Source organism: Curtobacterium sp. BNK-1 (assembly GCF_048685235.1).
Classification (GTDB): domain Bacteria; phylum Pseudomonadota; class Gammaproteobacteria; order Enterobacterales; family Enterobacteriaceae; genus Pantoea; species Pantoea agglomerans.
Genome location: NZ_JBLQTJ010000001.1, coordinates 493782 through 511727, shown reverse-complemented (window position 1 = coordinate 511727; position 17946 = coordinate 493782). Strand labels below are relative to the sequence as shown.

The window sequence follows — 17946 nt, the reverse complement described above, 5'->3', positions numbered from 1 at the left end:
CATTGCGCTGAGCAAGATTAATCATCTGCTCAGACAGGACAGAAATAAGGGTATGAAATGAACATTAACAGCACGGTGATTAGCGGTTATCAGGCGTTAAACGACATGCGCTATCTGCTGAAGGGGATATCGACCGCAGTCGTGGTCACTGACCGGAACATTGAGGCGATTCCGGCAGTGCAGGCACTGATGGGTCAACTTCGGGATCAGATTCCGGGTATCAGCGTGGTCAACAGCGTCCCGCCTGAACCAAGCCAGCATGATGTGGCAGCGATTATCGCGACGCTCTCCCGGCCCCATGTCGATATGGTGATTGGCATCGGCGGCGGCAGCGTGCTGGATGTGGCGAAGCTACTCTCAGTGCTGTGCATCGACGCCGCGCCTTCGCTGGACGCCCTGCTGGCAGGCGAAAAACCGCAGCGCCGTACCCGTTCAATACTGATCCCTACCACCGCAGGCACGGGTTCTGAGGCGACGCCCAATGCGATCCTGGCGATCCCGGAGAAAGAGACCAAAGTCGGCATTATTTCACCGGTGATGCTGCCCGATGTGGTGGCCCTGGTGCCGGAACTGACCACCAGCATGCCGGCTCACATCGCCTCTTCAACCGGTATTGACGCCCTCTGCCATCTGATTGAGTGCTTTACCGCCAATGTCGCCAACCCGGTCAGCGACAACTATGCGCTGATTGGGATGAAGAAACTGTTCGCTAATCTCGAAACCACCCTGCGCGAGCCAGAAAATTTGCAGGCACGCCTGGAGATGCTCTGGGCCTCTTATTATGGCGGTGCATCGATTGCCCATGCCGGGACACATCTGGTGCATGCCCTCTCTTACCCGCTCGGGGGCAGATATCATCTGCCACACGGCGTTGCCAACGCCATCCTGCTGGCTCCCTGCATGCGCTTTGTCCGTCCGGCGGCGGTGAGCAAATTCGCTCAGGCCTATGATCTGCTGCCCGACGCCGACGTCCGTTTAAGCGATGAAGCGAAATCACACGCGCTGGTCGACTACTTCACCGCGCTGGTGGCGCGGCTGCAGCTGCCTGCCAGCCTGGAAGCCCTGGGCATCAGCCCGGATCACCTGCCCTGGTTAGTGGAAGCCGCGCTCGACGTCCAGCGTCTGATGAACAACGTGCCGATGGCGGTCACCGCCGACGATGTGCGCGCCGTCTACCTGACGCTTTTCCCTTCCTGCCAGGCGTAATGAGGATTGTCATGAATAAGAAAATAAACGGCGTACTGACCGCCATCGTCACCACTTTTGACCGGGAAGGTGCCTTTGAGCCGGTGAGGCAACGCGAACAGGTCAGACGCCAGATCAACGCCGGTAACGGCATCTTCTGCGGCGGAACCAACGGCGAATTCTTTGTGCTGAACGAGCAGGAGAAGATCGCGGTTACCACCACCTGCGTCGATGAAGTTAACGGCCGAATGCCTGTGGTGGCGCACATCGGAGAGATTTCGACCCGGGAAACTATCCGGCTCGGCAAACAGATTGCCCGCCTTGGCGTAGATGCTGTCTCCGCGATCACGCCGTGGTTTGTTCCGCTTAAACAGCAGGAGCTGATCGACCACTATCAGCGCGTGGCTGACGCGCTTACGGTGCCGCTGTTCCTCTACAACATCCCGGCGCGTACCGGCAATACCTTGCAGCCAGAGACCGTTCGTACGCTGGCCGCGCACCCGAACATCATCGGCATTAAAGATTCAGCAGGCAGCTATGAAAGTCTGAGCGGCTTTCTGCAGGCTACCGCCGACTGTCAGGATTTTGATGTGCTGAACGGCCCGGATTCGCTGATCCACCAGGGTTTTGTGGATGGCTGCTCCGCCTCAATTTCCGGGCTGGCAAACGTGGCACCGGGGGCGATTAACGCCATCTGGGCGCGCTTCCATGCGGGCGATATTGCCGGTTCGCATCAGGCACAGGAGAACGTCACCGGCCTGCGCACCGCACTGTACAGCATCGGTTTCTCACCGGCCGCCGTGAAAAAAGCGGTCAGCCTGCAGGGCTTTGAGGTGGGTGAAAGCCGCTATGCGGTGCAGTTCAGCGCCGAAGAGCAGCAGCAGATCCGCCAAATCGTGAACCACTACCTGCAATAACGTCCATCACCTTTGCACCCTACCGGTCAGATGAGAACGAACCTGATGGTCGCCATCTGCCAGAACAATCGAGGTCATGATGAAAGCATTTTCAACTGAGAGCACCTTACTGATCGTCGGCATGGTGGTCGCCTATATTCTGTTCACCACCTGGCTCACCTGGCGGCTGCGCAGTAAAACCAGCGGCGACTTTATGGAAGGCTCGCGCGCCATGCCTGCTTTTATCGTCGGCATTATGCTGATGTCTGAATATATCGGGGCAAAATCCACCATCGGCACCGCGCAGGCGGCCTTTGAAGATGGCTTCGCCGCCTCATGGTCGGTGATTGGCGCGGCAATTGGCTTCCCGCTGTTTGGCCTGATACTGGTCAAACGCATCTACAACACCGGAAAGATCACTATCTCCGGCGCTATCGCCGAGAAATATGGCAGTTCGACCAAAAATATTATCTCGCTGATCATGATCTATGCGCTGCTGCTGGTGAACGTCGGTAACTACATCAGCGGCGCAGCGGCGATCTCCACCGTGCTGAAAATTGACCTCACTCAGGCTGCCTTTATCACTGCGGTGGTCAGCACCTTCTACTTTGCATTTGGCGGCATGAAAGGTGTGGCCTGGGTCACGCTGCTGCACAGCGCCATCAAGTATATGGGGATCCTGATTATCCTCTATGTGGCGCTGAAGATGACCGGCGGCGTCGCCCCGATGATGGAGAAAATGCCGGCGTTCTACTGGACATGGGATGGTCACGTCGGTGCCAGTACCATTGTGGCCTGGCTGATCGGGACCGTAGGTTCGATCTTCTGTACCCAGTTTGTGATCCAGGCGATCTCCTCCACCAAAGATGTGAAGTCAGCGAAGCGCGCCACCTGGGTCGCCTTCTTCTTCTGCCTGCCGATCGGTCTGGCGATGGCGCTGATTGGCGTGGCAGCGAAGTTTGCTCACCCGGATATCAAGAGCCTCTATGCGCTGCCGGTGTTTCTGCAGGATATGTCGCCGTGGCTGGCGGGCATTGTCACCACCTCGCTGGTGGCCTCGATTTTCGTCAGCGTCGGTACCGTGGCGCTGGCCATCGCCTCGCTGGTGGTGAAAGACTTTTACGTGCCTTATCGTAATCCTACGCCAGAGCGCGAATTTAAAATGACACGCTGGATCTCAATCGGCATCGGCTTCTTCCCGCTGCTGTTTGTTCTGTTCTTCCCGGAAGTGCTGAAGCTCTCGTTCTTTACCCGTGCGATTCGTCTGTCGATTACCGTTGTGGCGATCATGGCGTTTTACCTGCCGTGGTTTAAGAGCACACGTGGCGCCAATGCCGGTCTGATTGGCGCCTGCGTTGTCACTTCCGTCTGGTTCCTGATGGGTAACCCGTTTGGTATCGACAATATGTACGTGGCGCTGATCACCCCGGCAATTATTATGGTGATTGACCGCTGTATCCCGTCACGCCAGTCTCAGCCTCAATCGCAACACAATGCACAAAACAGTGGAGCCTAAAATGACTCAGGAAACCGTCACCGCAGAACGCACCGGCCTGCTTGCGCCTCACCCGCAGGATAGCGCGCAGCAGGTTGCGATGCTGCCCTCCTCCTGCCCGCAAAACCACGCGGCTAACCTGCTGCCGCTGCCCGATGGCGATCTGCTTTGCGTCTGGTTTGGCGGCACGCAGGAAGGGATTGCCGATATCTCTGTCTGGTGTTCACGGCTGCGAAAAGGCAGCGATCGCTGGAGTGAAGCCCAAAAACTCTCTGACGATCCGAGCCGTTCAGAACAGAATCCGGTGCTGTTTCTCGATCCCGACCAGGTACTGTGGCTGCTGTGGACGGCGCAGAAATCGGGCAATCAGGACACCGCGATTGTTCGCTATCGCCAGTCTCACGATCTGGGCCAGAGCTGGGGTGAGACCAAAACGCTGCTGGATAAGCCTGGCACCTTTATTCGCCAGCCGATTGTGGTGCTGCCCAACGGTAACTGGTTGCTGCCGGTGTTTTACTGCCTGACGCAGCCCGGCGAAAAGTGGGTCGGCAGCTATGACGTGAGCGCGGTAAAAATCTCAGAAGATAAAGGCCAGAGCTGGCGCGACGTCAGCGTGCCTGACAGCACCGGCTGCGTCCATATGAACGTAACCCTGCTGGATGATGGCTCGCTGCTGGCGCTCTACCGCAGCCGCTGGGCCGACCACATCTATCAGAGCCGCTCACTTGATCAGGGTGAAAGCTGGAGCGCGCCACAGCCGATGTCGCTGCCCAACAATAACTCCTCAATTCAGGTCACAACGCTGCGCAATGGTCATCTGGCGCTGGTGTTCAATGCCATGAGCGCCGAAGGTGCCAGCGAACGCCGGTTGTCGCTGTATGACGAAATTGAAGATGATGAAGAGGAAAGTGATGTTGCCGTCGCCGCTGAGCCGGTGGTCCACAGTGGTCGCACCGCTTTCTGGGGGGCGCCTCGTGCGCCGATGACGCTGGCTATCTCAACGGATGGCGGTAAAAGCTGGCCGCTGCAGCGCAATCTGGATGAGGGCGATGGCTACTGCATGACCAATAACTCCCAGCAGAAATTAAACCGTGAGTTCTCCTATCCCAGCATTAAACAGGGCCTGGATGGCGAACTGCATATCGCCTACACCTGGTATCGTCAGGCGATTAAGTATGTGCGGGTCGCGGAGTCATGGGTGAAGGGAGGTGATGCGTGATTGAACGGATGGCGCTGGTGACCGGGGCCAGCTCCGGCATCGGTCAGGCGATTGTGGATCGCCTGCTAAATGAAGGCTGGCATGTGACCGGCCTGAGTCGCTCGGCGATAAACCGGACAGAAGCGGGCTGGCAGAGCCATCAAATCGATATCAGCGACAGCGCGGCACTGCAGGCTTTACTGGACGCGCTACCGGTGCCGCAGGCGGTAATCCATGCAGCCGGTATGATGCAGGCCGCGCCGCTTGGGGAGCTGGATCTGAACGCCAGCACACGCTTATGGCAACTGCACGTTGCCGCTGCTGAGCAGCTGGCGAATCATTTTGCACCGCGGATGCGTGTGGGCGGCAGAATTGTGCTGCTGGGCAGCCGGACATCAGGCGGTGCGGCGGGCCGCAGTCAGTATGTCGCCACCAAATCGGCGATGATCGGTATGGTGCGCAGCTGGGCGGCGGAACTCGCTCCGCGCGGCATTACCGCCAATATTGTGGCGCCAGGCGCCACCGAAACGCCGATGCTGCAACAGCCGGGCCGTGCCAGTTCACCGCCCCGTCTGCCACCGATAGGCCGCTATATTCAGCCGCAGGAAGTGGCCGGGCTGGTCGATTTCCTGCTCTCCCCTGCGGCGGCGGCGATCACCGGCCAGCAGCTGGTAACGTGCGGTGGTGCATCACTGAGTTAGTTAACAGGCCGGGCTGCTGAGTTCGCCCGGCTTTATAACCGTAAAGGATTGCCTTACTGTCTTACTGTCTTACTGTCTTACTGTCTTACTGTCTTACCGTACGGGTTTGCCGTACTGATTCATAAACTGGCGATAAGCAGCGATCACCAGCTGAAAATCTTCAATGCCGCAGAACGAGAGGCTCTCTTCGTCATAGTAGTTCATCCCCTCTTCCATACCGTCATCTTCCAGAGCCAGCAGGTTGGCGCGGATCATCACCTCCTCTTCATCCAGCAGAATGGTGTACTCGCTGCCGATCCGCTGCCACTGACGTACGCTGCCTTTGACATCTTCAATGGCGGCTTCAACTTCATCCAGCAATCCCGGATCGTTTTTGACCTCTTCGTTGAACCAGTGGCCGACCGCTTCATGATCCATCGACATGCGAACCTTAATCTGTCCGGTCACATCGCGTAAAAATTCATATTCCATCGCCCGTTCCTCTCAACGTCGTCGTCTCACCTGGTAAGTGTCCGTGCTGCTCTCGCGGCAAAGTGTGACACGTCGCGCATTATTACAGGCTGTCTGCCGAAAGCCAGCTTTTGATCGTCTCTCTACCCCATGCTGAGACGAAAAAAGGGGCGAATCATCGCCCCTTATTCATGCCTGCAAGGTGAAGAATCAGACCGCGGTCTGGAAAATCACACCATCAGCTTTGTCGGTGTACTGCGTCAGCTGGTCGAAGTTGAGATAGCGATACGTGTCGCTGGCCGTTTTATCGACCTGCGCCATGAATTGCTGATACTCATCCGGCGTTGGCAGTTTGCCAAGCAGAGACGCGACCGCAGCCAGCTCCGCTGACGCCAGGTAGACGTTAGCGCCGTTACCCAGACGGTTCGGGAAGTTACGGGTCGAGGTAGAGACCACCGTCGAACCATCTGCAACACGTGCCTGGTTACCCATGCAGAGTGAACAGCCCGGGATCTCGATACGCGCACCGCTTTTGCCGAATACGCTGTAGTAGCCCTCTTCGGTCAGCTGTGCCGCATCCATCTTGGTTGGCGGTGCCACCCACAGACGGGTTGGCAGCTGGCCTTTGTGGCTATCCAGCAGTTTACCCGCAGCACGGAAGTGACCAATGTTGGTCATGCATGAGCCGATAAACACTTCGTCGATCTTCTCACCCTGAACGTCAGAGAGCAGACGTGCATCGTCCGGATCGTTTGGCGCACAGAGGATTGGCTCTTTGATTTCAGCCAGATCGATTTCGATCACGGCGGCATATTCAGCATCGGCATCCGGCTCAAGCAACTGAGGATCGGCCAGCCATTTCTCCATACCTTCAATGCGACGCTCCAGCGTACGACGATCGCCGTAGCCTTCTGCGATCATCCACTTCAGCAGCACGATGTTAGAGCTGAGGTATTCGATAATCGGCGCTTTATCCAGCTTGATGGTACAGCCCGCAGCGGAACGTTCTGCTGACGCATCGGACAGCTCAAACGCCTGCTCGACTTTCAGATCCGGCAGACCTTCAATCTCCAGGATACGACCAGAGAAGATGTTCTTCTTACCTTTCTTCTCAACGGTCAGCAGACCCTGTTTGATGGCATACAGCGGAATGGCGTGAACCAGATCGCGCAGGGTAATGCCCGGCTCCATCTTACCTTTGAAGCGCACCAGAACCGATTCCGGCATGTCGAGCGGCATTACGCCGGTCGCGGCGGCAAACGCCACCAGGCCTGAACCCGCCGGGAAAGAGATGCCGATAGGGAAACGGGTGTGCGAGTCACCACCGGTACCGACGGTATCCGGCAGCAGCATACGGTTCAGCCAGCTGTGGATAATGCCGTCACCCGGACGCAGTGACACACCACCGCGGTTCATGATGAAGTCTGGCAGCGTATGGTGCGTGCTCACATCCACCGGCTTCGGATACGCGGCGGTGTGACAGAACGACTGCATCACCAGATCGGTCGAAAAGCCCAGGCAAGCCAGATCTTTCAGCTCGTCACGGGTCATCGGGCCGGTGGTATCCTGCGAGCCAACCGAGGTCATCTTAGGTTCGCAATAGGCGCCAGGACGAACACCGGTCACGCCACAGGCGCGGCCAACCATTTTCTGCGCCAGCGAGAAACCACGGGTGCTCTCCGCGACATCTTTCGCCTGACGGAATACGGTGCTGTGCGGCAGACCCAGCGACTCGCGCGCTTTGGTGGTCAGACCGCGACCGATGATCAGCGGAATACGGCCACCGGCGCGCACTTCGTCAATCACTACTTCGGTTTTGAGCTCGAAGCTGGCCAGCAGCTCATTGGTTTCGTGGTTGCGGACTTCGCCTTTGAATGGATAGATGTCGATCACATCGCCCATGTTCAGGTTGTTTACGTCCACTTCAATGGGCAGTGCGCCCGCATCTTCCATGGTGTTGAAGAAGATGGGTGCAATTTTGCTGCCCAGCACCACGCCGCCGCCTTTTTTATTTGGCACGTTCGGGATGTCGTCGCCCATAAACCACAGCACCGAGTTGGTGGCGGATTTACGTGAAGAACCAGTTCCGACAACATCACCGACATACGCCAGCGGGAAACCTTTGGTCTTCAGAGCTTCGATCTGTTTGATCGGGCCGATATTGCCCGCGTCATCAGGCTCAATGCCTTCACGGGCATTTTTCAGCATCGCCAGGGCGTGCAGAGGAATGTCTGGACGTGACCAGGCATCCTGGGCCGGAGAGAGATCGTCGGTGTTGGTTTCGCCAGTGACTTTAAACACTGTAACCGTGATCTTCTCTGCCAGTTCAGGCCGTGACAGATACCATTCCGCATCTGCCCAGGATTGCATCACCTGCTTCGCGTATTCATTACCCGCTTTCGCTTTCTCTTCGACATCATAGAAGTTGTCGAACATCAGCAGCGTGTGTGAAAGGGCTTTCGCGGCAATCGGAGCCAGTTTGCTATCGTCCAGCGCCTCAATCAGCGGATGAATATTGTAACCGCCCTGCATGGTGCCAAGCAGTTCAACCGCTTTTTCAGAAGATATCAGAGGAGAGGTTGCTTCGCCTTTGGCGACAGCCGCCAGGAAACCGGCTTTGACATACGCCGCTTCATCGACGCCAGGTGGGACGCGGTTGACCAATAAATCGATCAAAAATTCTTCTTCACCCGCAGGTGGATTTTTTAGCAGTTCAACCAGCGCGGCCATTTGGGAAGCCTCTAAAGGCTTAGGTACAATTCCCTGGGCAGCACGCTCGGCAACGTGCTTACGGTATTCTTCTAGCACGACGTTATCCTCGCTCTCATTATGTAGGGCTTTCCGACCACCTTGCTCACTTATGGAGAACAATCTTCCCTTTCTCGTCCAGGTTGAGGTGCCCGGTTTCGCGGAGGGCAGAATAGCAGTATTTCGTCTGTTTGTTAATCTGTTTACAAAAATACAACATAATCCACTACGGCCATTCTGCCCGCTTAACTCCCTGCATCAGCCAGCTGAGTCGGCTGAATGGGTCTCTCTGCAGCGTACCGCATTCCACACAAATGGCTGCAGGTTTATGTCAGTTTTGCCGTGGCTTTAGCGAAGTGATTCAGTGAAATAGATAACTGACAGGAATAGAAGCCGGCGCGCATCGGGTTTACAGCGGAGGTGAGCTCAGAAGGATAACAACACCAGGCCGGAAATCAGCCTGGTCTGTTTTGCACTTAAGAGGATTACAGCGTTGTTTTCATTTCCCGCAGGGATTCCGGCCAGTCACCCGGCCAGACGTAGTGATCTTTCAGAATCCGGGCGCTGTAGTCGAGACAGATTTTCACTGGCAGGTTGGGATAAATTCGCTCCATCTCCTGCACCAGCTCTTCGCTGTTGTTGACCTTATGCAGCGTCTTAATGAAATCTTTGATATAGGTGCGGGTAAAGCCTATCGCCGACGGGCTAAGGGTTGGCGTGGTTCGCGAGTGCCCGGGGATCAGCACTTTCGGCTCCAGCGCTTCGAGCGTATCCAGACTTTCCATCCATTTCGCCATACGCTCCGGCGTACGCATATCGGCAATCCAGACGTGTGCGTCAGCGAAGACCACATCTGAGGCAATCAGCGTTTTGGTCGAGGGGATCCAGAGCGGTGTGACCCGGATACAATCGCCGCTGAGATCGCTCAGAATTTTAATCTGCTGCCCTTCCAGCCAGATTGTGTCCTCCTCCAGTTCAGTAATCGGAAAGGTAGTGCGGGCACCATTCTCTTTTAATACCTGCTTACCCCAGTAATCAATTTTGAAGTCGAAGGCATCATTAACGTCTTCGGCAACCTGCTTATAAGAGAAAATTTCGGCATCCGGAAAGACGGATTTAATCACTTCAAGACCCAGAAAATGATCGGGGTGCAGATGCGTAATAAAAATGCGTTTCAGGTCGAGACCGGTTTCGATAATTTCAGCGACTAACCGATGCGCATTCGCCAGCGTAAACTGGGCATCAACTAACATCGCCTCTTTTTCGCCCATGATGAGGGTGGAACTGACACCGAAACCGTCGTGCTGGTCACTACTGATAAAAACCTTCGTCGATAAATCCATTTTTCGTCCTCGCAAGTTACACGTCAGAAGCTACAAAACAGAAACTGCTATTCAGAAGAGGTCGTCATGACCTCTTCTGTGCATGCTTAATTTTTCAGATTTTCCGGAAAATTGGCGGGCAGCTGGTCAGGCGGACAGTCGATCACGCTTTCGTTATTTTCACCCACATCGCGGATTACGGTCAGCGTCGCGAACTCATCAATCACTTCGGTTGGATAAGCCGGGCCCGCTTCGCGGAATTTTGCCATCTCTTCCAGATGATCATTCTGGAAGCAGACGGTTTTCTCCGGATTATTCATTACCCAGCGCGGGAAGAAGATGGTGCCGTGGAAAATTTTATCAGCCAGATTAACGGCCAGGCTGACGTCGGTGCCGGTTGGTTCAGTCCAGGAAACTTTATAGACATCCTGCGCCAGACGAACGACATAGACATGCTGATTTTTAACCCAGCGATTACCGACCATACCGCTGTGAATGCGATAGTCGATGGTGCTGGCATTTTTAATGTAGAGCTCGTAATTCCAGCCGTTGTCGTAGGTGTAAACCAGATGTTTGCCGACGATGCCAGACAGGTCATGTTTATCGAAAGTGCTCATGGTTAATTCCTCATTTGTTTTCCTTGAGGAGATTATTGCGCGTTACAAAACCGATTAATAACGCTATTTTTAGCACTAAATCATTTAATTTTTAGATGAGTTATCATGTACAAGACAACACTCGAACAGTGGTATCTGCTTGATGCCGTAGTGAATGAGGGGAGTTTTGCGCTGGCAGCGGAGAAGAACAATCGCAGCCAGTCATCACTGAGTTATCAGCTGAGCCTGTTACAACAGCGACTGGGTTTGACACTGTTACAGCAGGAGGGCCGCCGCGCTGTTCTGAGTGCAGAGGGACATCAGTTGCTCGCGCAGGTGCGTCCGCTGCTGGAGGGATTCGGCGCGCTTGAGGCGCAGGCCAGTGCACTGCAACGCGGCGAACGGTCGCGCATCGATCTGATGGTCGATGCGACGCTGCCCAAACCCTTGCTGTTTGATGTGCTTCAGACCTTTCAGCAACGCTATCCGCATGTCCGCATCTGGTTTAGCGAAATCGTCCGAAGCGAAACGCCGGACAGACTGGCGGAAAATCAGGCTGATCTCTGGCTGGTGGCACAATATGGCGACACGCCGTTAGCAGGCGAAAGCCTGATGAGTGTCGATTTCGTCGCCGTCGCCCATCGCGACCACCCGCTGCACCGCGAATCCGCCCCGCTTAGTGCTGCTACGCTGGCACGCTGGCCCTGCATTACCATTCTGGATCGTCAGCAACAGCAGCAGTCAGAGGTCAATGGCGATCAGGCGGAGAACTGGTCATTCACGACGCTGTCGGCAGCCATTGAAGCGGTCCAGCATCAGTTAGGTTATGGCTGGCTGCCGGAACAGAATATTGCCGCGCTCTTAGAGAATGGTGAGCTCCGTCCCCTGCCGCTGCTTCAGGGCCGCCGACGCAGTAGTTCGCTGGTAATGTATATCAATGAAGAGAGACTGCCCGGCAACAGCGCCATTGCTGCACTGGCACAGATGTTTATTGAACGGGTGGCAGTGTAGGAAAAGGTTTATACCGACAATGATGTTGCCGGGGTCTGTATCCAGAATCTCCTGAACGTGAGTCACGATGCCGTTATCATCCACGCTGGCCTCCAGCGTGCGGTTAGACGGCACGTTTTCCAGTGTCACCGGCTTACCGTCAATCATCACAACCGCAAATTCAGGCAGGTTAAGCCGTCCGGTCCTGGCGTAATACGCGGCGCGGCGCCCGTGGCCGTAATACCCGAACATTTCCCCCAGCTGAATGCGCTCCTGCGTTTCGGGGCTGGCGAAAGTTTCGCGTACAGAACGCAGCAGGTAGTTGCGGTCATTTTGTGGTGTAAATCGACGAATTTTATCAATCAATGAAAAACGGTCCGTAACTGTGCGGAGTGCTTCCATAAATACCTCATGTTCACAGGATAATGCCCCGCAAAGTGGCGGCAGCGCTGGCGATAGCCTGCGTAAAAAGATGGTAGGGAAGTTGTAATTTATGGCGGTAGCGATTCTTTGATTATCAGTGGTTCTAATAACCAGTGGATAATTTCATATTAGAAATATTGAATTTATTCGCGCTGGGGATATAGTGTTCGCGCCATTGCAAAACAGTGGTCGGGATTGGAACCCCGGAATGTACAAGGTTGGCACACAGTGCCTTCGGCGCTACCACGTCTGGAATTTGCCAGGCGTTTCAATGGTGGCGTTGGCGGGGCTACCTTCGGGTAGGCCGGTTCCCTTGTACGCCGGTAGTTCCAACCCTGTTAACGTCACCACCCGGAGATTGGAACCTCCAGTTGTGACGCTTCTTCGCCGTACAGGGACCAATTTCATGCCGGAAAAAATTAATTCACCTCACCCTGCATTTTACTCCAGCAGAAGCGAGGGGGGGATGCAATACAGCAGTGCTCTACAAATTATATGCAGTAATACTAATGCGTTATGCCGCCGAGAAAAATGGGGCAAAACAGTAAAGCATGTTTACGTTGAATCTTGTGAAAGCGATCAGCTCATTATGACCAATGAAGATGGAACATTGCTTTTTTACATTCCATCAATTGATGATCTAATAGCGAGTGACTGGCTTATCATATATTGATAAAAGTCTTTTTAGGATTTTTGGTCAGGCTGAAGATATTACTTATTATAATTTTTTGTGCTCTTTTTAATCTCGATTATCTGATGAGTGGGAGGTTTTTTTGATAAAGTTCTTGGTTGCAGAAAAGGCTAAGGTAGATCATGGTAAAATTACCAATGTAGTTTTACTTTCTTTTTCTTCATGGAATGATTATTCATTCCAAACCTTATTCGATTTTATATATGTGGATACTAATGGAAACGCAAACAAAATCGGGCAAATAAAAATAGGTTTTATAGGTCAAGTAGAAGCAAAATCTACACTGCATGAGATTGAGCCAGCTTTTCAATTTTTAGAGGATAACTTTTTTAGTATTGCTTCCAGCGTTGAGTTTTACCAGAACCTGTATGCTTTTGGTAAAGAATTTGGTGACGAAGTGCTAAAAAATTTAAACTGTGTGCTTCTTGTTCCGGACGCTTTGGCAAAAGCAAAGCCAGAAAAAGTGTTTAAGTCATCCCTTCTTCGCAACGCTCATTTAAAGACTTTAAGAAATCAATTGAAACGTATTAGGAATGGCGATAGTCCATTGTCAGATTTTTATTTCTCTTTTAAAAGAAATGAGGGTAAATATGCAAATCTAAATTTAAACTTTACAGTTGTAGCTGAATCACTCCCTCCCACGAACATACATGCTTTAATTGGCAGGAACGGCTTGGGGAAAACTACTATTTTAAATGGAATGGTTGATTCGATTGTTAAAGGGAAGAGTCATGATTCCGGGATGTTTGTGAATAGTTACGGCGAAAAGATTGAAAAAGGTTTTTTTAGTTCAGTCATATCTATCGCTTTTAGCGCTTTCGATCCTTTCAATAAAATTGTTGATCAAAAAGATAATAATAATGGATTTAGTTACCATTATATAGGTCTTAAAGAGGAAGATAATCATAAGACTTTTCATACTGGTTATTTGACGAAATTATTTTTAAATTGCTCGGAGTCTGTCTACGAATGTTTGTCAAATAGTTATAAAAGAAAATTGTGGTTGGAAACTATGGGCGATATGGGGACCGATGAGAATTTCCGCGATCTGGAGGTTCTTAAACTGGCTGAAATTGAACCTATGGATGTTATATTCGAATGCCAGAAAACGCTTGAAAGCATGAGCTCGGGGCATGCAATTGCATTTATAACTATTAGTATGCTTATTGATAAAATTCAAGAGAGATCACTGGTCTTGTTTGACGAGCCAGAAAGTCATCTGCACCCGCCATTACTATCAACATTAATTAGAATCCTGAGTAAATTGTTATATAAGCGCAATGGTGTTGCAATTATGGCTACTCACTCCCCAGTGGTTATACAAGAAATGCCTAAAGATTGCTGCTGGATTCTAACTCGCTTTGGTGATTCGCTTAGATTTGATAGGCCATCAATCCCCACATTTGGCGAAAATATTGGTGTAATAACTAAAGAAGTTTTTAGCTATGAGTTAGAAAATTCAGGATATTTTGAACTTTTCAAACAAAAGGTTAAAGATGGATATTCGTTTGAAGAGATAGTTAAAATGTTTAATAATGAAATTGGAAAGGAAGGATTGGCAGTCCTAATGGTTATGGTGGCGTTAAGAGACAAGGACAAGGACAAGGAATAGGAGGCCATGATGCGTAGTCTAACTTTTCCAGATATTCAGTGCACCGATCCATTTGGGACGTGTCTAAAATCAGTTTCTATAAAACATGTTGATTATATAAGCCGCATGTTAGACATTTCGCATACAGTTGCTGCTGAATGGGTTGACTTTAAAAGGCTGGTTGTAAATCAAGACCTTGATCAGCTAACATACTGTGAAAGAGGTAAAGTAAAGACAATCATTGCAGGTGATGTGAAAAAGTCCGAGTTAAGGGCTCTTTATGAAATACACATGCTAAAAAAAGGCAGTAAGGCTCGTAAAATCTATGATGCCCTCAGAGTTACTGATCAATATTGTCCTTTATGTGGAGTTAAGAAGGTCGCAACTTTAGATCATTATCTCCCTAAATCCCGCTATCCACTACTGTCTGTAAATCCAGAGAATTTAGTGCCTGCTTGTCGTGAGTGTAATACAGTAAAGCTGGATAAAATATTTACTAAAAAAGAAGAGCATACTCTTTATCCTTATGACGAAGCTCCACATTTTTATGAAGAAGATTGGATTACTGTCAATGTAAGTGTAGTGGGTGGTCAGTTCGCTTTTGAATTCCTTGCAATGCCTCCTCAACATTGGCCTCAGGTTGACAAAGAGCGTGTAATAAACCATTTTAAAGTCTTTAATTTAGCAGAAACATACAAATCGAGTATTATAGAGCATAAAACGGCTTATAATATTTCATGTAAAATGTTGTGGGAATTGGGTAAAGAAGAAATGGTAGAGAGATGGTGTAGAGAATGCCTGAAGAGAGAAAAAAATTTCTCTCACCTCAGAGCTGCTTACCGAGGTATTCTTGCCAATGTTCATCTGTGCGCGCAGTTGACTTAATTTCCTTTAAAAAAAGCCCACCAGTATTACACTGTCGGGCTTTTTAATTTATTCGCCCATTGACGTTACATACCGGGCAAATGCCACCAGCTCTTCATGTGTCCAGCTGGCCGGATCGGTACCGTCCGGCGCAGACTCGTTCATCATGCCGCCGCCTTCATTCTCCTGTGCGTCCGCCTTCTTCCGGCTTTTCTCAAACTCCGCCAGCATCTTGTCGAGCGTGCCGCCGTCCATCTTCAGCTGATCGCTGAACAGGTAGCGCATGAATGTGTCGTTTTCCGCCAGCTTGTTGTTGGCCTGCAATGCGTCCATGACCTGAACCATGAGCATAATGAAGTTGGCGCGGGCGTCCATTTCGCGGCTTTCTTCTTCCTGAATGGCGGTGTTTATGTAGTTGAACTGCACGACGTAGGGGCGATCGTTAACCGGGTAAACTTTGCCGTATTTGAACGCCAGGTGAATGTCGATCAGCCGGTAAATCATCTCCTGCGCACCCTGTCGCAGCCACTGCGCCCGGAGTGCCGCCTGAATGGCCGTCTGAATCCAGCCGCCTTCACCCAGTCCGCCTGCCATCTGATCGGCCCAGCCCAGCATGGTTGAGTCGATACCGAGCGCGGCGCACAGCTGGCGCAGATGAAACATCACGTCCTCAATGCCGGTAATGTCGGCGGGTATCGACTGCGTATCAATCGTAATCCCGTTCTTGCCGTCACCCATCACCGGGATCACATGGTTCATCACGGTAGGCATGGTGTTGCCGTTCACCGCTTTTTTCTGGAGCGCTTCGCCGTGGCGCTTGAGCGTTTGCGACACGGTGCGGGTGTAGTTCGCACCCACAACCGGATCGAGCGAGTTAGTCGTCAGGGCAATCAGGCGGTCAATTCTGGCGGCGTTGTAACGTGTTGCCTTCAAGGCATTCAGCGCGCCGACCAGATTCAGGAAGGGTTCATAGGCATGCGCCAGGAAGCTGGTGCCATAGTTCTGCGTCTCCGCAACTTCCTTATCTTCTTCCTCCGACAGCAGAGAGTAACCGCGATTCCCGGACGTTACCGGCTGAACGTTGCGCGTGGGCGTCCAGTACGGATTTTTCATCGGGACCAGTGACCACGGCGTAGACAGTGTGCGGGTATGGGTGGCGCCTCGCTGAGCGTAAAGCAAATGTTACTCAGAAAGTTTTTGAAGAGGAGTGATGGGTTTATTATCGCTTAGAATCCAGCCGAAAAAAAAGCCCCCATAATGGGAGCTTTCTTTTTAACAGCGGCAGAAACTTATTTCTTCTTCGCTTTCGCGTTAGGCAGATCGGTGATGCTGCCTTCGAAGATTTCTGCCGCCAGACCAACTGACTCATGCAGGGTCGGGTGAGCGTGGATAGTCAGCGCAATATCTTCCGCATCACAACCCATCTCAATCGCCAGACCGATTTCGCCTAACAGCTCGCCGCCGTTAGTACCGACAATCGCGCCACCAATAATCCGGTGCGTCTCTTTGTCGAAAATCAGTTTGGTCATACCATCTGCACAATCAGAAGCGATAGCACGGCCTGAGGCTGCCCACGGGAAGGTGGAGGTCTCGTAGCTGATGCCTTTCTCTTTCGCTTCTTTCTCGGTCAGACCGACCCAGGCAACTTCTGGCTCAGTATAGGCAATTGAAGGGATCACTTTAGGATCGAAGTAGTGCTTCAGACCAGAGATCACTTCTGCCGCTACATGGCCTTCGTGCACGCCTTTGTGCGCCAGCATTGGCTGACCGACGATGTCACCGATAGCATAGATGTGTGGCACGTTGGTGCGCATCTGCTTGTCGACGCGAATGAAGCCGCGATCGTCCACTTCCACGCCCGCTTTACCGGCATCCAGACCTTTACCGTTCGGCACACGGCCGATCGCCACCAGCACCGCATCGTAACGCTGCGCTTCGCCTGGTGCTTTTTTACCTTCCATTGAAACGTAAATGCCATCGTCTTTTGCTTCAACGGCGGTCACTTTGGTTTCCAGCATCAGGTTAAATTTCTTGCTGATTTTCTTGGTAAAGACTTTCACCACGTCTTTATCCGCAGCCGGGATAACCTGGTCGAACATCTCAACCACATCAATCTCTGAACCCAGCGCATGATAAACCGTCGCCATTTCCAGACCGATGATGCCGCCGCCCATGACCAGCAAGCGCTTCGGCACTTCTTTCAGTTCCAGCGCATCGGTAGAGTCCCAGACGCGTGGATCTTCATGTGGAATGAATGGCAGTTCGATTGGACGTGAACCCGCAGCGATAATGGCATTATCGAAGTTGATGGTGGTCGCGCCGCCTTCTCCTTCAACCACCAGGGTGTTAGCACCGGTGAATTTGCCAAGGCCGTTAACCACGGTGACTTTACGACCTTTTGCCATTCCTGACAGGCCGCCAGTCAACTGGTTGATAACCTTCTCTTTCCAGCTGCGAATCTTGTTGATATCAGTAGATGGCTGGCCAAACACAATGCCGTGCTCTTCAAGGGCTTTCGCCTCTTCAATCACTTTAGCAACGTGCAGCAGCGCTTTAGATGGGATACAACCGACGTTCAGACAAACACCACCCAGGGTGCTGTAACGCTCTACCAGTACGGTTTCCAGACCTAAATCCGCACAACGGAAGGCTGCAGAGTAACCTGCAGGACCTGCCCCAAGTACTACGACCTGGGTTTTAATCTCTGTACTCATCATGACCTCTTAATTGATATCCGGCGGGTCAGACTTTCTTATAATGCCCTTGTTCCACCGGGACTTTCACCGCAAGAGTTTA

Annotated in this window: 15 protein-coding genes and 1 pseudogene; 10 read left to right on the top strand and 6 right to left on the bottom strand. The window is 52.2% G+C overall.

The window, feature by feature from the left end; all coding sequences use genetic code 11:
* The first annotated feature begins 57 nt into the window (after positions 1 to 57).
* From ACMGGP_RS02240 to ACMGGP_RS02220, 5 genes are all read left to right on the top strand, one after another.
* Entirely contained in the window at positions 58 to 1206 is a 1149-nt protein-coding gene (locus ACMGGP_RS02240) for an iron-containing alcohol dehydrogenase (RefSeq protein WP_187494531.1), read from the top strand.
* Positions 1207 to 1217: 11 nt separating this feature from the next.
* Positions 1218 to 2102 (top strand): dihydrodipicolinate synthase family protein, encoded by an 885-nt coding sequence (locus ACMGGP_RS02235; protein WP_187494532.1) that lies wholly within the window; start codon positions 1218 to 1220, stop codon positions 2100 to 2102.
* 76 nt (positions 2103 to 2178) lie between these two features.
* Positions 2179 to 3597: a sodium:solute symporter family protein gene (locus ACMGGP_RS02230; RefSeq protein ID WP_022625429.1), complete on the top strand. Its 1419-nt coding sequence runs from the start codon at positions 2179 to 2181 to the stop codon at positions 3595 to 3597.
* Between the two features lies 1 nt (position 3598).
* Positions 3599 to 4795 carry a sialidase family protein gene (locus ACMGGP_RS02225; RefSeq protein ID WP_187494533.1) on the top strand — a complete coding sequence of 399 codons (1197 nt, stop codon included), beginning with the start codon at positions 3599 to 3601 and terminating at the stop codon, positions 4793 to 4795.
* Positions 4792 to 5475, top strand: a complete 684-nt coding sequence (locus ACMGGP_RS02220; RefSeq protein ID WP_498798103.1) for an SDR family oxidoreductase — start codon at positions 4792 to 4794, stop codon at positions 5473 to 5475. Before ACMGGP_RS02225 ends, ACMGGP_RS02220 begins: the two co-directional genes overlap by 4 nt.
* 93 nt (positions 5476 to 5568) lie before the next feature.
* On the opposite strand, the gene yacL is transcribed toward ACMGGP_RS02220, so the two are convergent.
* From yacL to ACMGGP_RS02200, 4 genes are all read right to left on the bottom strand, one after another.
* Positions 5569 to 5946 carry a protein YacL gene (gene yacL / locus ACMGGP_RS02215; RefSeq protein WP_010253973.1) on the bottom strand — a complete coding sequence of 126 codons (378 nt, stop codon included), beginning with the start codon at positions 5944 to 5946 and terminating at the stop codon, positions 5569 to 5571.
* 189 nt (positions 5947 to 6135) lie between these two features.
* Complete coding sequence (gene acnB, locus ACMGGP_RS02210; protein WP_031593569.1) at positions 6136 to 8733, bottom strand: bifunctional aconitate hydratase 2/2-methylisocitrate dehydratase; 2598 nt, start codon at positions 8731 to 8733, stop codon at positions 6136 to 6138.
* 425 nt (positions 8734 to 9158) lie between these two features.
* Positions 9159 to 10016 (bottom strand): MBL fold metallo-hydrolase, encoded by an 858-nt coding sequence (locus ACMGGP_RS02205; RefSeq protein WP_158149553.1) that lies wholly within the window; start codon positions 10014 to 10016, stop codon positions 9159 to 9161.
* A gap of 86 nt (positions 10017 to 10102) precedes the next feature.
* Positions 10103 to 10612: a phenolic acid decarboxylase gene (locus tag ACMGGP_RS02200; RefSeq protein ID WP_010253965.1), complete on the bottom strand. Its 510-nt coding sequence runs from the start codon at positions 10610 to 10612 to the stop codon at positions 10103 to 10105.
* A gap of 105 nt (positions 10613 to 10717) precedes the next feature.
* Here ACMGGP_RS02200 and ACMGGP_RS02195 point away from each other — a divergent pair, with 105 nt between their 5' ends.
* The 5 genes and pseudogenes from ACMGGP_RS02195 to ACMGGP_RS02175 all read left to right on the top strand — a co-directional run bounded on the left by ACMGGP_RS02195 (position 10718) and on the right by ACMGGP_RS02175 (position 15171).
* Positions 10718 to 11602: a LysR family transcriptional regulator gene (locus ACMGGP_RS02195; protein ID WP_498798102.1), complete on the top strand. Its 885-nt coding sequence runs from the start codon at positions 10718 to 10720 to the stop codon at positions 11600 to 11602.
* Between the two features lie 610 nt (positions 11603 to 12212).
* Positions 12213 to 12347: pseudogene (locus ACMGGP_RS02190) on the top strand (hypothetical protein); the annotation flags it as partial.
* A gap of 63 nt (positions 12348 to 12410) precedes the next feature.
* On the top strand, positions 12411 to 12677 hold the full coding sequence (locus ACMGGP_RS02185; RefSeq protein ID WP_498798709.1) for a Thoeris anti-defense Tad2 family protein: 267 nt from the start codon (positions 12411 to 12413) through the stop codon (positions 12675 to 12677).
* 100 nt (positions 12678 to 12777) lie between these two features.
* Complete coding sequence (locus tag ACMGGP_RS02180; RefSeq protein ID WP_498798101.1) at positions 12778 to 14307, top strand: AAA family ATPase; 1530 nt, start codon at positions 12778 to 12780, stop codon at positions 14305 to 14307.
* A 6-nt stretch (positions 14308 to 14313) separates the two neighbouring features.
* Positions 14314 to 15171, top strand: a complete 858-nt coding sequence (locus tag ACMGGP_RS02175; RefSeq protein ID WP_498798100.1) for an HNH endonuclease — start codon at positions 14314 to 14316, stop codon at positions 15169 to 15171.
* Between the two features lie 48 nt (positions 15172 to 15219).
* Here ACMGGP_RS02175 and ACMGGP_RS02170 read toward each other — a convergent pair whose 3' ends face one another.
* Together ACMGGP_RS02170 and lpdA are read right to left on the bottom strand one after the other, a co-directional pair.
* The gene (locus ACMGGP_RS02170; protein WP_498798099.1) at positions 15220 to 16263 is read right to left on the bottom strand and encodes a hypothetical protein; all 1044 of its coding nucleotides are present in this window, start codon (positions 16261 to 16263) and stop codon (positions 15220 to 15222) included.
* Between the two features lie 176 nt (positions 16264 to 16439).
* Entirely contained in the window at positions 16440 to 17867 is a 1428-nt protein-coding gene (gene lpdA, locus ACMGGP_RS02165; protein ID WP_022625421.1) for a dihydrolipoyl dehydrogenase, read from the bottom strand.
* Positions 17868 to 17946 lie beyond the last annotated feature (79 nt).

Bases quoted from the DNA above. Each gene is read 5' to 3' on its own strand.
- ACMGGP_RS02240 (WP_187494531.1), top strand. From the start codon at position 58: ATGAACATTAACAGCACGGTGATTAGCGGTTATCAGGCGTTAAACGAC.
- ACMGGP_RS02235 (WP_187494532.1), top strand. From the start codon at position 1,218: ATGAATAAGAAAATAAACGGCGTACTGACCGCCATCGTCACCACTTTT.
- ACMGGP_RS02230 (WP_022625429.1), top strand. From the start codon at position 2,179: ATGATGAAAGCATTTTCAACTGAGAGCACCTTACTGATCGTCGGCATG.
- ACMGGP_RS02225 (WP_187494533.1), top strand. From the start codon at position 3,599: ATGACTCAGGAAACCGTCACCGCAGAACGCACCGGCCTGCTTGCGCCT.
- yacL (WP_010253973.1), bottom strand. From the start codon at position 5,946: ATGGAATATGAATTTTTACGCGATGTGACCGGACAGATTAAGGTTCGC.
- ACMGGP_RS02205 (WP_158149553.1), bottom strand. From the start codon at position 10,016: ATGGATTTATCGACGAAGGTTTTTATCAGTAGTGACCAGCACGACGGT.
- ACMGGP_RS02200 (WP_010253965.1), bottom strand. From the start codon at position 10,612: ATGAGCACTTTCGATAAACATGACCTGTCTGGCATCGTCGGCAAACAT.
- ACMGGP_RS02195 (WP_498798102.1), top strand. From the start codon at position 10,718: ATGTACAAGACAACACTCGAACAGTGGTATCTGCTTGATGCCGTAGTG.
- ACMGGP_RS02185 (WP_498798709.1), top strand. From the start codon at position 12,411: ATGCCGGAAAAAATTAATTCACCTCACCCTGCATTTTACTCCAGCAGA.
- ACMGGP_RS02175 (WP_498798100.1), top strand. From the start codon at position 14,314: ATGATGCGTAGTCTAACTTTTCCAGATATTCAGTGCACCGATCCATTT.
- ACMGGP_RS02170 (WP_498798099.1), bottom strand. From the start codon at position 16,263: ATGAAAAATCCGTACTGGACGCCCACGCGCAACGTTCAGCCGGTAACG.
- lpdA (WP_022625421.1), bottom strand. From the start codon at position 17,867: ATGATGAGTACAGAGATTAAAACCCAGGTCGTAGTACTTGGGGCAGGT.